Origin of the sequence: Xanthomonas campestris pv. phormiicola (assembly GCA_025666215.1) — a bacterium.
GTDB lineage: Bacteria > Pseudomonadota > Gammaproteobacteria > Xanthomonadales > Xanthomonadaceae > Xanthomonas_A > Xanthomonas_A campestris_A.
Window position 1 is genome coordinate 1647700 of the sequence record CP102593.1, and the last position, 19220, is coordinate 1666919.

Consider the following 19220-nt stretch of genomic DNA (forward strand, 5'->3'; position numbering starts at 1 on the left):
CAGGGTCAACGCGCGGCGGCGGGGGGCGCCTGCGCGGTGGTTTCGATCAGGTGGACGGCGCCGATGGCGTAGTACGGGCCGTTGATGCGGGCGGTCGAACGCAGGCACAGGTCGTGCGTTCCGGTTTGCTTGGGCAACGGCGCTTCCAGCGAGAACTGCTCGCCAAGGGCCTTGCCGCCCGGCAGCGGGATCCGCGCCAGCAGCTTGCCCTTGCAGTCGCCCAGGCGCACTTCCAGTTCGCCGTGCGCGGTCCTGGCCGGGTAATGCTTGACCTTGGCCTGCTCGTGCGCCAGCCCGTAGTTGCGCGCCAGCCGCGCCGCATCGATGCGGATGCTGGCGATGCCGTCCAGGCGCGCGTCGGCGTAGCGCCAGCAGCTGCCGAACAGGTCGATGTTGAACACCGGCGTGTCCTTGCCCGGCATGTCCGGCAGCAGCGGCACGCGCAGGCCCAGGCTGCCGTCGGCGCAGGCCCCCAGGCCCTGGGTGTCGCGGCTGAGCAGGCCGGGGCGGTCGAGGATGCGGGTGCGCGGTGCGGCCAGCACGCTGCCGTCGTCGGCGAAGGTGGCCGCGCGCACGGTGACCGGCAGGGTCACCTCGAACGGCTTGGCGTAGCGCGGCGAATCGGCCTTGGGCTCGCTGCCGTCGGTGGTGTAGCGGAAGCTGCCGAACCTGGCCTGGTTGCCGAGCACGATGCTGGCCTTGCCGCTGTCCAGCGCGGTGTTGTCGCCGCCCTGGATGGCGATGTCCGGCGCGAACGCGCCGTCGCCGTAGTCGATGCCGAGCGCGCGGTAGCGGTTGAGCTGCGCCGGCAGGCGCTGCAGGAAGCCGTCCCAGCCGCGCACGGCCATCGGCGACCACGCCGCCTCGGCCAGTGCGTCCAGGCGCGGGAACAGCGCGTGGTCGATATGCCAGGCCGAGGGAATGTATTCGGCCCACAGCGCGGCCTGCGCGCCGAGCACGTGCTTGGCGTCCTCGGCGCTGAGCGCGGCCGGGACCGGATCGAACTCGTAGACCTTCTGCAGCGGCAGCACCGCCAGGCGGCCGTTGGGCTCGTCGCTGCGTGCGCTCTGCAGATTGTCCAGGTACAGCCAGCCGGCCGGCGCCAGCACCACGTCGTGGCCCTGCTTGGCCGCGGTCACCGCGCCGTCGACGCCGCGCCAGGACATCACCGACGCGCTCGCCGGCAGGCCGCCTTCCAGGATCTCGTCCCAGCCGATCAGGCGCCGCTCGTGCTTGGTCAGGTAGTCGGACAGCTGCTGGTTGAACCAGCCCTGCATCGCATGCGCATCCTTGACCCCGAGCTTGCGCATCTGCGCGCGCACCGCGGGCGACCGCTCCCACTGGTCCTTGACCGCTTCGTCGCCGCCGATATGGATGTACGGCGAGGGGAACAGCTGCAGCACTTCGTCGAGCACGCCCTGGATGAAGGTCATGCTCTTTTCGTCGGTGTCGAACAGGTAGGGATTGACGCCCCAGTCCACCGACACCTTCGGCCGCTGCCTGGTCACGCCGACCAGTTCCGGATACGCCGCCACCGCCGCCTGCGCATGCCCGGGCATGTCCAGTTCCGGCACGATGGTGACGTGCCGCGCAGCGGCGTAGGCAACCAGGTCGCGGATCTGGTCCTGGGTGTAGAAGCCGCCGTAGCGGTCGGGCACGCCCTGCGTGCCGGCGCCGGGCGGGGTGCGCCAGGCGCCGATCTCGGTGAGCTTGGGATAGCGCTTGATCTCGATGCGCCAGCCCTGGTCGTCGGTCAGGTGCAGGTGCAGCACGTTGAGCTTGTGCTCGGCCATCGCATCGATGACGTGCTTGACCGTGTCCGGGCCGTGGAAATGGCGGGCCACGTCGAGCAGCAGGCCGCGCCAGCCGAAGCGCGGCCAGTCGCGGATCTTGACCTCCGGCACGTCCACCTCGCCCTTGCCGGCATCGGGGGTGAGCAGCTGCCAGGCGCTCATCGCGCCGTAGAACAGGCCGCGTTCGTCGCGCGCCTGGATCAGCATGGTGCTGCCGTCCACGTCCAGCCCGTAGCCTTCCGGCGCTTCCACCGGGGCGTTGGGGTTCATCTGCAGGCGGATGGCGCCGTTGGCCGGAATGGTCTCGGCGCGCACCTCCAGCGACAGGCCGCGGGTTTTCTCCAGCAGCGTGGCCAGTTGCCGGGCCACGCGCATGGCCGCCTCGTCGTCGGTCGGGACCGACAGCGTGCTGCCGGTGCCGATGGTCAGCGTGGCGCTGCCGCGCTTGACCTGCGCCGGCGCCGGAATCAGCGGCAACGGCGCGGTGCTGACCGGTTTCGGCGCAGCCGGTGCGGGCGCTGCAGCGGGCTTGGCCGTGTCCGCCGCGGCGGGGGCCTGGCGGTCGCAGCCGCTCAGCACGGCAGTGAGGGCGAACAGGGCAAGCCCCAGCCACGTGGTGCGGGACGTCGCCGCGACGCCCGCCGGGGCGGTCGTCGGGCGGTGTGGCGTGCGCTGGCGTGCACCTGCTGCAATCATTCGGTCTACCTCGTGCTGTGCGGACGCCTATCGTAGTGGATCGGCGCGTAACGGATCAGCGCGATGCGGTCGGCAGCTCGTCCCACACCTTCGGATCCTCGGCGCCCAGCACCCAGCAGCTGAAGCCTTCCAGGCCGTATTCCTTGACCAGGGCGTAGCGCGCGCGGAAGCTGCGCGCGTCCGGGCGGAACACCCACTCGCGCATGTCGTCGCGGTAGAAGTAGAACCACGACTCCTGCTCCTGCGCATCCCACTGCACGGTGGCGTTCTGCTCGATCGCCAGCGGGAAGGACTCGTCGGCGTCGATATAGTTCGCCGAGATGTTGGAGGCTTCGGTGCCGTCGGCCTTGACCGGGTTGCCGGTGTACCAGCGGTAGCCATAGGTGGCGATGCCCAGCGACAGCTTCTCCTTCGGCACCTGGGTCAGCGCATAGTCCAGATGCTTCTTCATCCACACCATGCCGTCGACCGGGCCGGGCGTGGTCCAGCGGGTGTGCTGGTCGTAGGTCATCAGGCTGACCAGGTCCACCGCCTGGCCCAGCGCCTTCAGGTCGTAGGCGCCGCGCCAGTACTCCCACATCCACTTGGAGAACGGCCCGCCCTCGGCGTAGCCGGGTGCGTTCGGCACCACCGCCACCGACATCTTGAAGCCGGCCTTGTGCAGCGCGTCGGCGGTCTGCTTGACCATCAGCGTGTAGGCGTCGCGGTCGGTCCAGGCGATATTCTCGAAATCGAACTGGAAGCCGTAGTAGCCGTTCTTTTTGCCGTGGATCAGCAGCGAAGCGATCATGCGCTGCTTCGCCTCCTCGTCGTGCATCAGCTTGTGGAAGCCGTCGCGGCCGGTGGTCATCGACAGGATCGGCATCACCCGCAGCTTCTTCTGCTTGGCGATGTCGTAGATGTAGGTGTTGGGGGTGCCGTTGACCAGGCCGTTCTGGTCCACGCCGTACCAGGTCGGCACCACCACGTCGATCTTGTCGACGTTGGCCAGGAACGAGTTGGTCGATTTCTGCGTGCTCATCAGATAGAACAGCGCGGTCGGGTTCTTGGCCATGGCCGGAGCGCAGACCATGGACAGGGCAAGCAGCAGCCCGGCGAATCGCTTCATCATCGGGGAATATCCGTCAGCGGGTGGAGGTGGGGGAGGGCAGGTCGATGCGGAACACGTAGGCGTGTTCGCCGGCGGGCTTGGCCGGCAGGGTCAGGTGCAGGCCGTCGGCGCGCTGTTCGAACGGCACTTTCTTGCCGGTGGCCAGCAGGGTCACGCCGCGCACGCCGTCGGCGGCGGCGAGCGAGCGGATCACCGCCCTGCCGTCGCCCGGCCAGCCCAGCTCGATCGCGTACAGCGCGCCGTGGCCGGTGGTGAAGCGGAAATCCTCGGCGGTGTAGGGCTTGGTCTTGGTGTCCTGGAAGGTGCCGCCGACCACTTCGGTCGGGCCTTCGCCGTAGGTGCGCCACGGCTGGCTGTCGTAGATCGCCTCGCCGTTGGTCTTCAGCCACTTGCCGATCGACAGCAGGATGTCGCGCTCGGTGTCGGGGATCGAGCCGTCGGCGCGCGGGCCGATGTTGAGCATCAGGTTGCCGTTCTTGCTGACCACGTCCACCAGCATGTGCACGATGAAGGTGGGCGTCTTGTAGGTGTCGTTCTCCACATAGCCCCACGAGGCGTTGCTGACCGAGGTGTCGGTCTGCCAGTGGGTCGGATGGATGCCGGTGAGCTGGCCGCGCTCGATGTCCAGCGTGCCGGCGCCTTCCGGGAACGCGCCGAGCTTGTAGTTCACCACCACCCCGTCGCCGCGCGCGGCAGCATGGTTGTAGTAGTACGACAGCATGGTCGGCAGGGTGCTGCGGAAGGTCGGGTGCGCGATCCACCAGTCGAAGTAGATCAGCTCCGGGTCGTAGCGGTCGATCAGTTCGGTGGTGCGCGCCAGCCAGTCGTCCAGCCACGCCTGCGACACCGGCGTCCAGTCGTTGGCGACGTCAGCGTCGTCCTTGCCGGGAAGGCGGATCTGCGCCGGGCCGTACAGGCCGGCGTAGCGCGGATCGTTGACGTCCGACTCGAAGCTGCGGCCGCCATCGAAGAACCAGTTGTGCTCGGCGCGGTGCGAGGACAGGCCGAAATGCAGGCCTTCGGCGCGGATCGCCTTGGACAGTTCGCCGATCACGTCACGCCTGGGGCCCATCTTGGTCGCGGTCCAGTCCGACAGCTGCGAGTCGTACATCGCGAAGCCGTCGTGGTGTTCGGCCACCGGCACCACGTAGCGCGCGCCGGCCTCGCGGAACAGCTTGGCCCAGCCCTGCGGGTCGAACTTGGGCGCGGTGAACAGCGGGATCAGGTCCTTGTAGCCGAAGGTGGACTGCGGGCCGTACTTCTCGCGGTGGTGCGCGTAGTCCTGGCTGTCCTTGGCGTCGGGTTGGTACATGTTGCGCGAATACCACTCGTTGCCGAAGGCCGGCACCGAGAACACGCCCCAGTGGATGAAGATGCCGAACTTGGCGTTGTCGTACCAGCCGGGCGAACGGTAGTGCTTCAGCGAGGTCCAGTCCGGGCGGAACGGCCCCTTGCGCGCGCCGGCATCGGCTTCGCGCACCAGCCGCGCGCGTTCGGGCGCGTACCTGGCGGTGGCCTGCAACCACTGCTGGTCGATCTGTTCGGGACTGAGGGTGGTGGCGGTGGGCGCGGTCGGCGAGGCGGCATCGTCCGCCGCGGCAAGGAAGGCGCTGGTGCACAGCACAGCGGACAGGGCGAGCGAAAAGGAGCGCAGGCGGCGGCTACGGCGCGGACGGAGGCGGCGGTCGAACGGCATGGGAACTACGCTCCTTTGGCAAAGACGGTCATCGGTTGCCCGGAGGCGACCGGCGATACATGCCGCGGCAGCGAGCGCTGCCGGCAGGTATCGGAGAGGCGATGGGGCGGTACGGGCTTGCGCGAATCACACGTCCGATTATGCAACAGCTCGCAGTGCGATGAGTCGCTTTTCATGGCGCAAATCAAGTGGTTTTCATCGAATCGGCAAGCGTGTCGATCGATGTCGCGCACTGGCACGCGGGCGCGGCGGCTGCGCATGGCGCAGCGTGTCGATGCCGCGACGCACAAACGAAAAAGGGCGGGCGATAAGCAATATCGCCCGCCCCCGAAAAACACGTGCGACCAGGCGGTGGTCGCACGCGCGGCGCATCAGAACTTGAAGTTCAGCTGCGCCTGGTAGCCGCGGCCGTTCTTGTACATGCCGATCGGCGCGTACTTGACCTCGTTGTACCAGTAGTACGTGGAGTCGAGCAGGTTGGTGGCGCTGACGCTGACGCTCATCCAGTCGTTGATCTCGTACGAGGCGGTCAGGTCGAGTTGCTTGTACTCGTCGGTGAACACGTTCGATTCCAGACGGCCGATCTGGGTGAAGTACTTGGAGCGGTAGCTGTAGTTCACGCGCACCATCCACGGGCCGTTTTCCCAGTAGGGGATCACGTTGTAGGTATTCTTGGACAGGTACGGCAGGTTCAGGCCGTTGCTGCTGTTGGATTCGGCATAGGTGTAGTTGGCTTGCAGGCCGAAGCCGTAACCGAACGCCTGCTGATAGTTCAGCGATGCGCCCTTGACCTTGGCGCCCGTCGCGTTCTCCGGCCGGGTGACGCTGTAGGGCTGGTTGACGATGTTGTTGGTCGGGTCGCTCAGGTTCTCCGTCGTCGTCGTGGTGACGATGTAGGAGCTGATGTCGCGGTAGAACACTTCCGCCGACAGCATGCTGGAAGGCGCGAAGTACCATTCTGCCGCCAGGTCGTAGTTGTTCGACTGATAGGGCTTGAGGTCCGGGTTGCCGCCGCTGGCGGTCAGGTCGCCACTGGTGCTGTTGAGCGTGAACGAACCGGCCAGATCGCCGTAGCGAGGGCGGGCGATGACTTTGGCCGCCGAGAAGCGCAGCACCTTGTCGTCGTCTAGGTCATAGGCGATATTGAAGCTCGGCAGCGGCTTGTAATAATGCGTGCTGCTCTGCACCGGGGTGTAGGTGGCGCCGCCATCGTTGGTCTGCCAGTAGGAGGACTTGTCCTTGGTGTCCACATAGCGCAGGCCGAGATTGCCGCGCAACTTGCCAGACTCGAAGTTCAACTGTGCGTACAGGTCGCTGGTGATCTCCTTGACATCGAAGATCTGACCATACTTGGGCAGCATGGCGCCCTGCGGCAGCGACTTCAGGTATTTCAGGATCGCGCTGCGACTGGCTGTGGGCCAGTTGGTCAGATCGCCGCTGGCGCCCAGCCCGTCGTATAGGCCGTTGGGGGTGGTGCCCGGGCTGAAATCGGTGAGCAGGATGTCCTGGTCGGCGTATAGCGCGTTGCCGCGTGAATTCTGACCATTGTCGTGGTTGATGTACTTGTAGCCGAGCTGAAGTTTGTTCAGCGGACCCCAATCCAGGTCGCGCGCCGCATCGAACTGGAAGTACTTTTCCTTGTCCTTGGTGGTCGTGTATTCCAGGCCGCCGGCCTGCTGGCCCGAGGCCAGGCCCCAGTTGGACGCCGAGTTGTCGTCGTAGGTGACGCCGGTGTGGGAGCCGTCGTAGTTGAAGTTGTAGCCGCCGTTCTGCAGCAGGAACTTCATCAGGTATTCGGGATTCTTGCCGCCGGTTGCTTCCGTGGTGCCGACCTGCGAGGTAAGCACCCACTTGTCGCCGTAGAAGTCGTGGCGCAGGTTCAGGCTCTTGGTGACCACCTCGCTCTCGCGATAGTTGGCGTCCAGCTGCGCGTAGGGCTGCGCCAGGCTGCCGTCGGAAACGGTGGCCGAGGTGATGTAGCCGTTCTGCACGTTGGCCTGGGTGACCAGGCGCTGGTTATTGATACTTACGCTCGGATCGGCGGTCGAAGGAGAGCCACAGGAGGTACAGACGTAGCGCGATTCGCTGAAGTTGTTGTACTTGCCCTTGATGTAGATGCCGGTCAGGTTGAACTCGTTCTGTTCGTTCGGCTTCCACTGCAGCGCGCCCTGCAGGCCGTTGCGCTCGCGGGTCTGCTGGAAGTAGGCGCTGTTGATGCCGGCCGGGATCTTGGCGGTAGCGACGTTACCACCGTCGCCCGTGATCGTAGCCGTGGATGGAATATTGGCGCCGGTGCCGTAGCCGAAGAACTCGATGCCAGCGCGCGAGATGTCCTGCTTGTCGTGCGTGGCGGAGATCAACGCGCCGAAGGTCTCGTCGTCGTTCTTCCAGCTCCACAGCGCCGAGCCGCGCGGGTTGCCTTCTTCCGAGCGGTCGTTGTAGTTGTAGCCGACCGAGCCGCGGATGGTGTTCTTCGGCAGGTCCAGCGGCTTGCGGGTGTGCACGATCACGGTGCCGCCGATCGAGCCTTCGTCGATGCGCGCTTCCGGGGTCTTGTAGACCTCCATCAGGCCGATGATTTCCGGCGACAGCAGGGTGTAGTTGAAGGTACGGCCGCTGGTGTCGGTCGGGTTGCCGCCCCAGTCGCCCGAGGCGATGGTCTGGCCGTTGAGCAGCACGCGGTTCAGCGCCGGATCGGTGCCGTTGATGCTGACCTTTTCGCCTTCGCCGAACTGGCGATCGACGCTGATGCCGGGCAGGTGCGCCAGCGACTCGGCGGCGTTGGTGTCCGGGAACTTGCCGATGTCCTCGGCGCTGATCGCGTCGACGATGGAGTTGGCCGAGCGCTTGACCGCCTGGCTCTTCTCCAGCGAGGCGCGGTAGCCGGTGACGGTGATGGTGTCGAGTTCTTGCACGCTCTTGGAAGCGTTGCCGGAAGCGGGCGCTTCCTGGGCGGCGGCGATGCCGGTACCGGACAGATACAACGCAGCCATGATGCTGACGGCTAAAGTGGTGGTGCGGCTATTCATGTTGGCTAAACCCCTGCTGTTTGATGAGTGCGTTGGGCAAGAAGCACCACCCGTCACGCGGTGTGCAGGCCGCTGCCGGCCTTGCTGACCAGTGAGGTCGGCTTGGTGTCCCTGGTGCTGCTTCGGTGCGTGTCGTCCGGCATCTCTAATGACGTGGCGCCTGGGACCGGCGGCACCGACGCGCCGGTCTGCATATTTCCTGGTACTGCTGAAGAGCGATTGCGAAAGCGCGGCAGCCGGGAGGCCAGGCATCCCGGTTGCGTCTTACCTAATGCGAGGTGCAGGAGCAGGAGAAAGTGCGGTGGGACGACTGCGAAGCGTGCATTGGCTGTGTGGCGACATCGGTCCGCTCCCGTGGAATGCCTTCAATTCGTCGATGGAAGGTGTTGGCGCCGTCCGGCCGTGCCGAACCGTGCGTGTGTCATTCCGGTCGCCGCCTGACGCAATCGCACGCGCGTCTGACCGGGACTGGCATTTCCACATTCCATAACCTCCTGTGTCTCGAGTCTGTAACACCGCTGACAGCGTTGTCAATACTTCCTTCACATATTTTTGACTGTCTGTGCCGATGCCGGCAAACGGCCTTGTGGCAAGGGTTCCCGGGGTCCCGGCAGGGCCGCGCTGGGGGGCGATATTGTTGCGTCGCAGCAGGTTTGGCGGGACGCGGTGGACCTCGCATGCTTGCTGCCGGCGGACAGGGTCGGTAACGGTCTACGTGCCGTGCGGCGCTTTGGATGCAGCGGTTCTGACGAATGGGCGCCGGTGATCCAAGGTGGCGGCGGCCTTGCAAGCGCCGCAATGTGCCTGACAACGTTATCAAGAGTGGTCCGGCAGCGACGTGCCATCCATGCTGGATGCGTTTCTCTGTGCTTTGCGGCCGCAGGTTCTTGCGCGGGCGAAGCCTTCGCGGTGGCGGATGGGCGCTGTCGTTCGCGCCGGCAGGAGCGCGCCCACAAAAAAGCCCCCGTCGCTGGACGGGGGCTTTTTTGTGGGGAACGTCGGCGAGGGCTTAGAACTTGAAGTTCAGTGTCGCCTGGTAGGAACGGCCGTTCTTGTACTCGCCGATCGGGGCGTACTTGACCTTGTTGTACCAGTAGTAGGTCGAGTCCAGCAGATTGGTGGCGCTGAAGTTGATGCTCAGCCACTTGTTCACGTTGTACGACGCCGACAGGTCCAGCTCCTTGTAGGCGTCGGCGAAGTAGGTGGAGTTGAGGCGGCCGATCTGGGTGAAGTACTCCGAGCGCCAGCTGTAGTTGACGCGCACCATCCACGGCCCGTGTTCCCAGTAGGGGATCACGTTGTAGGTGTTCTTCGACAGGTACGGCATGTTCAGGCCGTTGCTGGTGTTGGCGGTGGCGTAGGTGTAGTTCGCCTGCAGGCCGAAGCCCAGGCCGAAGCTCTGCTGGTACATCGCCGAGGCGCCGCTGACGGTGGCGTTGGATGCGTTGACCGGCGAGCTGACCGAGTAGGTATGGGTGACGCCCGACGAATCCTGCAACTGCTGGTCGCTGGTGGTGGTGACGATGTAGGTGCCGATGTCGCGATAGAACAGTTCCATGCCGACCATGCTGCTCGGATTGAAGTACCACTCCGCAGCGAGGTCGTAGTTGGTCGATTCGTACGGCTTCAAATCCGGGTTGCCGCCGCTGGCGGTATAGACGCCGGTGGAGCTTTCGCTGAGCGCGATGGCGCCGGCGAGGTCGGAGTAGCGCGGGCGGGCGATGACCTTGGCCGCGGAGAAGCGCAGCACCGCATCGTCGGTCAGGTCGTAGGCGATGTTGAAGCTGGGCAGGGGCTTGAAATAATCCTTGCTGACCGACTGCAGGTAATAGGTACTGCCGCTGTCTTCGGTGGCCCAGTAATTGGACTTGTCGGTCGTGTCGACCAGGCGCACGCCGAAGTTGCCGCGGAACTTGCCCCATTCGTAGTTGGCCTGAGCGTAGGCGTCCTTGGTGATTTCCTTGACGTCGAACGAGGAGGAATAGTCGTAGTAGTTGTGGCCCTGGTCGCCGAGCGACTTCAGGTAGGCGATGACCGAGCTCAGGCTGGCGCTGGACCAGTTGACCAGATCGCCGCTGGCGCCGAGTCCGTCGTACAGTCCGCTCGGGGTGCTGGTCAGGCCGAAGTCGCTGAGCGAGACGTCCGACGTGGCATACAGCGAGCTGCCCCATGCCGAGTTGCTGTTTTCGTGGTTGATGTACTTCACCCCGAGCAGCAGCTTGTTGATCGGCCCCCAGCTCACGTCGCGCGCGGCGTCGAACTGGAAGTACTTCTCGTTGTCGTGGCTGACCGAATAGTAGATGCCGCCGGCCTGCTGGCCGGTGGTCAGCCCCCAGTTGCCGGCGCTGGCGTCGTCGTAGTTGACCGAGGTGTTGCTGCCGTCGTAGGAGAAGTCGTAGCCGCCGTTCTGCAGCAGGAACTTCATCAGGTATTCCGGGTCCTTGCCGCCGCGCGCGCCGGTGGTGCCCATCTGCGAGGTCAGTACCCAGTTGTCGCCATAGAAGTCGTGACGCAGGTTCAGGCTCTTGGTGGTGACGGTGGTCTTGCGGTAGTTGGTATCCAGTTGCGCATACGGTTGGCCGTTGCCGGTATCGCTGGAGACCGACGCGGAGGTGATGTAGCCGTTGTCCACGGTCGCCGAGGTGACCTTGGCCAGGTCGCTGTTGCAGCCCGGACAAATGTAGCGGGACTGGCTGTAGTTGTTGTACACGCCGCGGATGTAGATCCCGGTCAGGTTGAACTCGTTCTGCTCGTTCGGCTTCCACTGCAGCGCGGCCTGCACGCCGTCGCGTTGCCGGGTCTGCTCGAAATAGGAGCTGTTGATGCCGACCGGCACCTTGGCGGTGGCGGTGTCGCCGCTGCCGCTGATGCTGGCGGTGCCGGGAATGCTGGCGCCGGTGGTGTAGCCGAAGAATTCGATGCCGGCGCGGTCGATCTCTTCCTTGTCGTGGGTCGCTGCAACCAGCAAGCCCAGGGTTTCGTCGTCGTTCTTCCAGCTCCACAGGGCCGATCCGCGCGGGTTCGACTTGCCGGAGCGGTCGTTGTAGGAGTAGCCCAGCGAGCCGCGGATGGTGTTCTTCGGCAGGTCCAGGGGCTTGCGCGTGCTGATCATCACCGTGCCGCCGATCGAGCCTTCGTCGATATGCGCTTCGGGCGATTTGTACACCTGCATCAGGCCGATGATTTCCGGCGACAGCAGGGTGTAGTTGAAGGTGCGGCCGCTGGTGTCGGTCGGGTTGCCGCCCCAGTCGCCCGAGGCGATGGTCTGGCCATTGACCAGCACGCGGTTCAGCGCCGGATCGGTGCCGTTGATGCTGACCTTCTCGCCTTCGCCGAACTGGCGATCGACGCTGATGCCGGGCAGGTGCGACAGCGATTCGGCGGCATTGGTATCCGGGAACTTGCCGATGTCCTCGGCGCTGATCGCATCGACGATGGCGTTGGCCGAGCGCTTGACCGCCTGGCTCTTCTCCAGCGAGGCGCGATAGCCGGTGACGGTGATGGTGTCCAGTTGCTGCACCGTTTTCTCGCCGCTTTTCGAATCGCTGTCGGCGCTGGCCGTCGAGTCGGTCGGAACGGTCTGTGCGGCGGCGTTTGCGGACAGATGCAAGGTGGCCATGATGCTGAGGGCGAGTGTGGTGTTGCGGCTTTTCATTGGCGGGAAACCTTATGAGGTGGTGACGCGGGCACGCGGCGGCCACCGAAAGGCCGGTGCACAGGGCCGCTGCCCGGGCTGTGGAAGCGCAGGAGCAACAAAGCGGATGACCGCTCAGCAAGTGGTTCGGTGCCTGTCGTCCGAAGGCTGACGTGGTGATCGCCGTCCGCCGGCACCGATGTCGCCGGACGTTCTGTGTTTCCTGTGTCTTAAGCGGCGGCCGGGCGGTGGTGCATGGCCTAGCCCGAAAATCCGTCGGTGGGATGCGGTGTCGCCGCGTGCGTCTGCGGGATGGAGGGCGAGCGATGGGGCGCGCGCACCGAAAGCGGCATGCGCTCGACGCTGCTGCCGGTTCCTGCGGCGCAACGTGTGCCGGCTGCGGCGAGGGTCGTGTCGAATTGGCCTAACATGCGGTGCCCCATCCCCTGAACATGCGGTGTATTGAGAATGTAATCCGCATGACAGCGATGTCAACGAGATTTTTATGTTTTGCTTGACATCTGGTGGGCGATGTGGTCAAAAATCTACGTGTTTTGCCCGCGTGTAGAATTAATGCCTTTAGAATGCGGCGCACGTCGCAAAGTGGCCGCGTTGGCAAGTGTCAGGCAGGGACGCAGGCGTGCCGCGCCGTGGCAACGCTCCTGCAGCAACCGCTCGTCCTCAGGCGGGCGCGGGATCTTGCCCGCGGACGATGCCGGGGCGAGGCTGCGGGCGAAGTTTTCTCGTGCGGACAGGGGGCTGTCTACATATATATTTGACAACGTTGTCAAGCGTGCTTAACACTCAGCGTATAGTCCGTTCCCGGCGTCCCTCAGGGAGAAAGCGTGTCCGCAAGCAGTTCCCCAATGGTGGCGGCCTCTCCGCGCGCCGAACCCTTCATCGCCGCCGATGTCGGCGGCACGCATGTCCGCATCGGTCTGATGCGCGAGGATGGCGACCTCGCCCATCCGGTCACCGTGCTCGACTATCGCAAGTATCGTTGCGCCGACTATCCGGGCCTGGCCGAAATCATCGGCGAGTTCCTGGCCGGGGTGGGGGGCGAGCCGGTCACCCGCGGCGTCATCGCCAGTGCCGGCTATGCGCTGGAAGATGGCAGCGTCATCACCACCAATTTGCCGTGGAAACTGTCGCCGCCGGACATCCGCGAGCGGCTGGGCCTGAGCGCGCTGCACCTGGTCAACGACTTCGAAGCGGTGGCCTACGCCGCCAGCTACATGGGGGCCAGCGAAGTGCTGCACCTGACCGGTCCGCGCAGCGCGCAGAACGGGCCGGCCTTGATCATCGGCCCGGGGACCGGGCTCGGTGCGGCGGTGTGGATCCCCACCGGCGACGGTGCGGTGGTGCTGGCGACCGAAGCCGGGCATGCCGCGCTGACCGCATGTACCGTGCTGGAGATGGACCTGGTGCGGCATGTGCTCAACGGCAAGGACTACGTGCCGGTGGAGCATCTGCTGTCCGGCCCGGGTCTGCTCAATCTATATGGAGCGTTGTGCGCATTGCGCGGCGCGGTGCCGGTGCATGCGGCGCCCAGCGCGGTCACCGCAGCGGCGCTGGCGGGCGACGATGCGCTCGCGCACGAAAGCCTGTCGGTGTTCTGCGGCCTTCTCGGCAGCATGGTCGGCGATATGGCCTTGCTGTACGGCATCCAGAGCGGCATCTACCTGGCCGGCGGCTTCCTGCCGCAGATCGGCGAGTTCCTGGCCGCAAGCAGCTTCGTGGAGCGCTACTTGAACAAGGGCGCGATGCGCCCGGCGCTGGAGCAGATCCCGGTGAAGCTGGTGGAACACGGCCAGCTCGGAGTGATCGGCGCGGCGAACTGGTTCCTGCAGCAGCCGCGTTGAGCGGCGGCGAGGCAGGGGCGGCGGCGTCCTGCCTGCCGCCGCTGCATCGCCCCCCCACGCCGACGCGCGATGCGCCGGAAGCGGCTGCCGGAGACGGCCCGCGGCCGCCAGAGGCCGTGCCCCGCATGCTGTCCGTGCCGCGGGACATTGCCTGCTATAGCGTGAAGTGCACGCTGAGCATGTAGCTGCGGCCGTTCTTGTAGAGATAGTAGGGCTGGCTTTCCTGGCCCACATAGCTGTAGTAGGTCTCGTCGAGCAGATTGCTGCCTTCCAGTTGCAGCTTGACCTTGTCGGTGATCGCATAGGACAGCGAGGCATCGAGCTGGGTGAAATCGGCGGTCATCTGGTTCGCGCCCAGGCGGCCGATCTGGGTGAAGTAGGCCGAGCGCCAGCCCAGCGTCAGCCGCGCCTCCCATGGCCCTTTCTCGAAGTAGGGGCTGAGGTTGTAGCTGTTCTTGGAGTTGTAGGGCAGGTTGTAGTCGCCCTGGGTGTCGGCCTTGGAGTAGGTGTAGTTGGCCGCCACGCCGAAGCCGCCGCCCAGCTCCTGCTGGTAGCTCAGCGATACGCCCTTGACCTTGGCCGCGCCGGAGTTCTGCGGCAGGGTCACCTCGTAGATGTCCTCGCGGTCGTAGGTGTTGTTGTGCAGCGGCTGCTGCACCAGCGTCTGCAGGATGTAGTTGGAGATGTCGCGGTAGAACAGCTCGCCGGCCAGGACGCTGTTGGGCGCGAAATACCATTCCAGCGACGCGCCGTAGTTGGTCGAGCGGTACGGATCCAGCGCCGGATTGCCGCTGCTGGCGGTGAGCTTGTTGTCGTCGGCGTTGACGTACGGGGTGAGGTCGGCATAGCGCGGGCGGGCGATCACCTTGGCCGCGGCCACGCGCAGGATCAGCGCATCGGACAGGTCGTAGGCGAAGTTCAGCGACGGCAGCCATTCGCCATAGGACTTGTTGTAGCGCACCGGCGCATAGGCGCTGCCGTCGTACTGGTAGCCGCCGATCGCGTCGCGGGTGTTGACGTAGCGCACGCCGATGTTGCCGCGGTAGTTGTAGCCGGAGAAATCCGCCTGCAGATAGGCGGCGCGGTTGCGCTCGACCACGTCGAAGCTGCTGCCGTAGCTGGGCGCGAGCGTGTCGCTGCCGGGCAGGCCGCCGACGTAGTCAACCAGCGCGCCAGGGCTTTGCCGCGGCCAGTGGCGCATGTCGTCGCTGACCGACAGCCCGTCCAGATAGCCGCCGGGCGTGCCGCCGCCATAGACCGCGGCCAGCGTCGTGTTGGGGTCGGCCGGGAAGCTGTCGTAGTACATGTCCTGGGCGGTGCTGTGGCGGGTGGCCTTGATCCCGGCGCGCAGCTTGGTGATCGGCCCCCAGGCCACGTCGTGGTCGAAGTCCAGTTGCGCGTAACGCTCCTTGTCCAGGTTCGGATAGCGGTTGACGGTGGCGCCCAGTACCGACATCGATTCCAGCGCCGACGGCGGCACCGCGTAGTCCACGCCGACATTGCGGTGGTCGATGGCGTAGTCGTAGGCGTCGTTGCCGCGGAAGGTGAGGCCGTAGATGCGATCGGCGCCGCCGGCCGAGCGGGTCGCGCCGACCTGGCCGGAGACGTTCCAGCCATCGCCGTGCCAGTCGCCGCGCAAGGTGTTGCTGCTGGTCCTGACCGTGGTCTTGCGCACGTACGAATCGAGGATGGTCTCGGCGTTGTCGCCATAGGCCCCCGAGGTGGCGACGCCGTCGGTCACGTCCAGCGCGGTGGCATCGGCCGGCACGACGTTGGCGTAGCGGCTCTGGTTGACGTTGTCGAAGGTCTCTTCGACATACAGGCCGGTGTAGGTCAGCTCGAAGGCATCGTTCGGCTTCCACTGCAGCGAGCCGGTGACGCCGTCGCGCTTGCGGGTCTGGGTGAACAGCGCGCTGTTGATCGCGGTGGGATAGACCCCTTGCTTGCCGGCGGCGACCGCGTCGGGGAAGCCGGCGCCCTGGATGTCGCTGTAGCCGAAGATCTCCACGCCGTCGCGGCGCAGCGAGCGCTCCGAATGCATCACCGAGCCGAGCACGCCGAGCGTGCCGGCGTCGTTCTTCCAGTTGTACAGCAGCGAGGCGTTGGGCTTGCCGTCCTCGGAGCGGTCGTTGTCGCCGTAGCTGACGCTGCCGGTCAGCAGGTTCCTGTCCAGTTCCAGCGGCTTGCGCGTGTGCAGGATCACGGTGCCGCCCAGGCTGCCTTCGTCGATGCTGGCCTGCGGGCTCTTGTAGACCTCGGCGCTGCCGATCACTTCCGGCGCCAGCAGCGAATAGTTGAACGAGCGGCTGTCCGGATTGTTCGGATCGCCGCCCCAACTGGTGGAGGCGATGCTCTGGCCGTTGAGCAGGACCCGGTTCAGGGCCGGGTCGGTGCCCAGGATCGAGACCTTCTCGCCTTCGCCGAACTGGCGGTCGACGCTGACCCCGGGCAGGTGCGACAGCGATTCGGCGACGTTGGCGGCGGGAAACTTGCCGACGTCCTCGGCCGAGATCGCATCGACGATCGCATCGGCGTTGCGCTTGATGTTGAGCGATTTCTGCAGGCTGGCGCGGTAGCCGGTGACCTTGACCGCATCCAGTTCCTGGACCGCCGCGGGCGTGGCCTGGCCGTTGGCGGACGCGCCGGCGTCGGCCGCAGGCGTTGCCGCGTCGTCGCGCTGCGGCGTGGGAACTTGCTGGGCGAAGGCGCTGGCCGGTGCGGCCAGCGCGGCGGCGATGGCGAAGGCCAGGGGAGCGAGGCGGGTGTGGTTCAAGCGGGCGGTCTCCGAAAGGTGCGCAGGACGCGAAAGGCCTGCCGGCGTGGCGGCAGGCAAGTGACGCCCTCGGCCCGGATGCGGCGCGATGGGCGAATGGAAAAGAAGGGCGGGGGGGGGGCATGCCGCCGCGCGGCGGAGACGGCATGTCGGCATCGACGCTGTGCGGCGTGACGGCGCGCGCCGCACGTGGGCGCGGCAGCGGCGGATGGTGCACGCGGCTGCGCGTACGTGGGTTGTGCGGACGGGCGGCCACGCACTGGCGGGCCGTGTCGTTCGTTGCGCCGGTTCAAACCGGAAGCACCCCGCGCGATGGCTCAGGAGCGCGGACTGTGTCGCGCTTGTCCTTCGTTGTCAACGCGCATCGCGGTTAAGGAATCGCTAAGAAAAGCGCTGTTTTGCAGGGGAAATCCGCGATTCGTGCGGTGTCGGCAGCGCCGCCGCGGCGCGCCTGCGGTCAACGATGGCTACGCGATTGCGTGCGCCGGTTCACAGATCCCCGCACTGCGCCTGCAAGGCCGCGATCGCGGCCAGGCCGGCGGTCTCGGTGCGCAGGATGCGCGGTCCCAGGCGCAGGCCGGCGAAGCCGGCGGCGTGCAGCGCGGCGCGATCGCGCGGCGACCAGCCGCCTTCCGGGCCGATCGCGATCGTCGCTGCGTTGCCGTCGATGCGTAGCGTGCGCAGCCGGTGTTCGCCTTGCGGATCGAGGGTGAGCTTCAGTTGCGCGCCGGCCACGGCAGCGGCGGCATCGGCCAGCGCCAGCGGCGCGGCCAGGTGGGGGACGCGCGCGCGACCGGATTGTTCGCAGGCCGAGACGACGACGCTGCGCCAGTGCGCCACGCGCTTTTCCACCCGTGCCGCATCCAGCTTCACCTCGGTGCGTTCGGCCCACACCGGCACGATCGCGGCCACGCCCAGTTCGGTCGCTTTCTGCAGGATCAGGTCCATCTTCTCGCCGCGCGCCACGCCCTGCAGCAGGGTGATCGCCAGCGGCGATTCGGTGTCGGCCGGCCGCGCCGCGCCGATGCGCGCGCTGGCGCCGCGCTTGCCGACCTGCAGCAGTTCGGCGTCGTAGTCGCAGCCGTCGCCGTTGAACAGCACGCAGCGGTCGCCCTCGCGCAGCCGCAGCACGCGCAGCAGGTGCCCGGCGACGTCCTCGGGCAGGACCAGGTCGTCGCCTGCGCGCAGCGGCAGCTGCACATGGCAGCGGGTCAGGCGCATGCCACGGCCTCGTCGATCGCGGCCAGGGTGGTCTCGGCGAGCAGCGCCAGCTGGTCGTCGTCCACGCAGTACGGCGGCATCCAGTACAGCACGTCGCCCAGCGGGCGCAGCACCACGCCGCGCTGCAGCGCCGCGCGGTAGGCGCACAGGCCGACCCGCGCGGCGGCCGCGAACGGCGTGCGCCTGTCGCCGTTGCGGGTGAGTTCGAATGCGACCACCATCCCGGCCTGGCGCACGTCGGCCACGTGCGGATGGTCGTTGAACGGGGCCGACAGCGCGCGCATGGTTTCGGCGGTGCCGCGGTTGCGCGCGATCACGTCGTCCTGCTGGAAGATCCGCAGGCAGGCCAGCGCGGCGGCGCAGGCCAGCGGATTGCCGGTGTAGCTGTGCGAGTGCAGGAAGGCGCGCTCGCGGCTGTCGTCGAGGAAGGCGTCATATAAGTGTTGCGTGGCCAGCACCGCCGACAGCGGCAGGAAGCCGCCGGTCAGGCCCTTGGACAGGCACAGCAGGTCCGGCATCACCCCGGCCTGCTCGCAGGCGAACAGGGTACCGGTGCGGCCGAAGCCGGTGGCGATCTCGTCGGCGATCAGGAACGCGCCGTTGGCGTCGCACAGCTCGCGCGCGCGGCGCAGGTAGGCCGGGTCGTGCATGCGCATGCCGCCGGCGCACTGCAGGCGCGGCTCCAGGATCACCGCGCAGATCTCGCCCGGATGGCGGTCGAACAGGTCGGCCAGCGCATCGGCGGCGGCATCGGCGCGCTGCCGCGCGCTCTGCCCCGGCGCGGCCAGGTAGGCGTCGGGCGAGGGCGCGAACAGCGCTTCGCACAGCAGCGGCGCGTACACCCGCCGGTACAGCGGGATGTCGCCGACCGCCAGCGCGCCGATGGTCTCGCCGTGGTAGCCGTTCTCCAGCGCCACGAAGCGGGTGCGGCGGGTCTCGCCGCGGTTGTGGAAATAGTGGAACGCCATCTTCAGCGCCACTTCGACCCCGGCCGAACCGTTGTCGGCGTAGAACACCTTGGCCAGCGGCGCGCGCCCGTCCTGGCGCGGCGCCAGCGCCAGCAACTGCTCGGCCAGTTCCACCGCCGGCGCGTGGCTGAAGCCGGCCAGCATCACCTGTTCCAGCTGGGTGGCCTGCGCTGCGATGGCCGCGGCGATGCGCGGCTCGCTGTGGCCGAACAGATTGGTCCACCAACTGCTGACCGCATCCAGGTAGCGGTTGCCTTCGTGATCGATCAGCCAGGCGCCTTCGCCACGCGCGATCGGCAGCAGCGGCAGGGTGTCGGGATGCTCGCGCATCTGCGTGCAGGGGTGCCACAGCACCGCCAGGTCGCGTTGCCGCCAGGCGGCGGCAGTCTGTGATGCGGTCAGGTCTGTTAGCATTTCGCGCTCATGAACAGGTTCTT

9 protein-coding genes are annotated in these 19220 nt (G+C 66.6%); 1 reads left to right on the top strand and 8 read right to left on the bottom strand.

Features of this window, described 5'->3' with window-relative positions; all coding sequences use genetic code 11:
• Window positions 1-5: 5 nt before the first annotated feature.
• The 5 genes from NRY95_06725 to NRY95_06745 form a co-directional block, all read right to left on the bottom strand.
• Window positions 6-2489 (bottom strand): family 20 glycosylhydrolase, encoded by a 2484-nt coding sequence (locus NRY95_06725; protein ID UYC17643.1) that lies wholly within the window; start codon window positions 2487-2489, stop codon window positions 6-8.
• Between the two features lie 55 nt (window positions 2490-2544).
• A complete protein-coding gene (locus tag NRY95_06730) occupies window positions 2545-3600 on the bottom strand; it encodes a glycosyl hydrolase family 18 protein (GenBank protein UYC17644.1) in 1056 nt (351 codons plus the stop codon).
• Window positions 3601-3613: 13 nt separating this feature from the next.
• Window positions 3614-5296, bottom strand: coding sequence for an alpha-L-fucosidase (locus NRY95_06735; GenBank protein ID UYC17645.1), 1683 nt, complete (start codon window positions 5294-5296; stop codon window positions 3614-3616).
• A gap of 371 nt (window positions 5297-5667) precedes the next feature.
• Window positions 5668-8325, bottom strand: coding sequence for a TonB-dependent receptor (locus NRY95_06740; GenBank protein UYC17646.1), 2658 nt, complete (start codon window positions 8323-8325; stop codon window positions 5668-5670).
• 1009 nt (window positions 8326-9334) lie between these two features.
• Window positions 9335-11980 carry a TonB-dependent receptor gene (locus NRY95_06745; protein UYC17647.1) on the bottom strand — a complete coding sequence of 882 codons (2646 nt, stop codon included), beginning with the start codon at window positions 11978-11980 and terminating at the stop codon, window positions 9335-9337.
• A gap of 824 nt (window positions 11981-12804) precedes the next feature.
• Between NRY95_06745 and NRY95_06750 the strand changes: the two genes are divergently transcribed.
• Window positions 12805-13821 carry a glucokinase gene (locus tag NRY95_06750; GenBank protein ID UYC17648.1) on the top strand — a complete coding sequence of 339 codons (1017 nt, stop codon included), beginning with the start codon at window positions 12805-12807 and terminating at the stop codon, window positions 13819-13821.
• Between the two features lie 154 nt (window positions 13822-13975).
• Here the strand turns inward: NRY95_06750 and NRY95_06755 are convergent, their stop codons facing one another.
• The 3 genes from NRY95_06755 to bioA all read right to left on the bottom strand — a co-directional run bounded on the left by NRY95_06755 (window position 13976) and on the right by bioA (window position 19197).
• Window positions 13976-16594, bottom strand: coding sequence for a TonB-dependent receptor (locus NRY95_06755; protein UYC17649.1), 2619 nt, complete (start codon window positions 16592-16594; stop codon window positions 13976-13978).
• Window positions 16595-17083: 489 nt separating this feature from the next.
• Window positions 17084-17815, bottom strand: coding sequence for a 16S rRNA (uracil(1498)-N(3))-methyltransferase (locus NRY95_06760; GenBank protein ID UYC17650.1), 732 nt, complete (start codon window positions 17813-17815; stop codon window positions 17084-17086).
• Window positions 17806-19197, bottom strand: a complete 1392-nt coding sequence (gene bioA, locus NRY95_06765) for an adenosylmethionine--8-amino-7-oxononanoate transaminase (GenBank protein UYC17651.1) — start codon at window positions 19195-19197, stop codon at window positions 17806-17808. The genes NRY95_06760 and bioA overlap by 10 nt, the downstream gene beginning before the upstream one ends.
• Between the last annotated feature and the right edge of the window lie 23 nt (window positions 19198-19220).

Coding starts and splice junctions, on each gene's coding strand:
- bioA (UYC17651.1), bottom strand. CDS start 19,197: ATGCTAACAGACCTGACCGCATCACAGACTGCCGCCGCCTGGCGGCAA.
- NRY95_06760 (UYC17650.1), bottom strand. CDS start 17,815: ATGCGCCTGACCCGCTGCCATGTGCAGCTGCCGCTGCGCGCAGGCGAC.
- NRY95_06735 (UYC17645.1), bottom strand. CDS start 5,296: ATGCCGTTCGACCGCCGCCTCCGTCCGCGCCGTAGCCGCCGCCTGCGC.
- NRY95_06740 (UYC17646.1), bottom strand. CDS start 8,325: ATGAATAGCCGCACCACCACTTTAGCCGTCAGCATCATGGCTGCGTTG.
- NRY95_06730 (UYC17644.1), bottom strand. CDS start 3,600: ATGATGAAGCGATTCGCCGGGCTGCTGCTTGCCCTGTCCATGGTCTGC.
- NRY95_06725 (UYC17643.1), bottom strand. CDS start 2,489: ATGATTGCAGCAGGTGCACGCCAGCGCACGCCACACCGCCCGACGACC.
- NRY95_06745 (UYC17647.1), bottom strand. CDS start 11,980: ATGAAAAGCCGCAACACCACACTCGCCCTCAGCATCATGGCCACCTTG.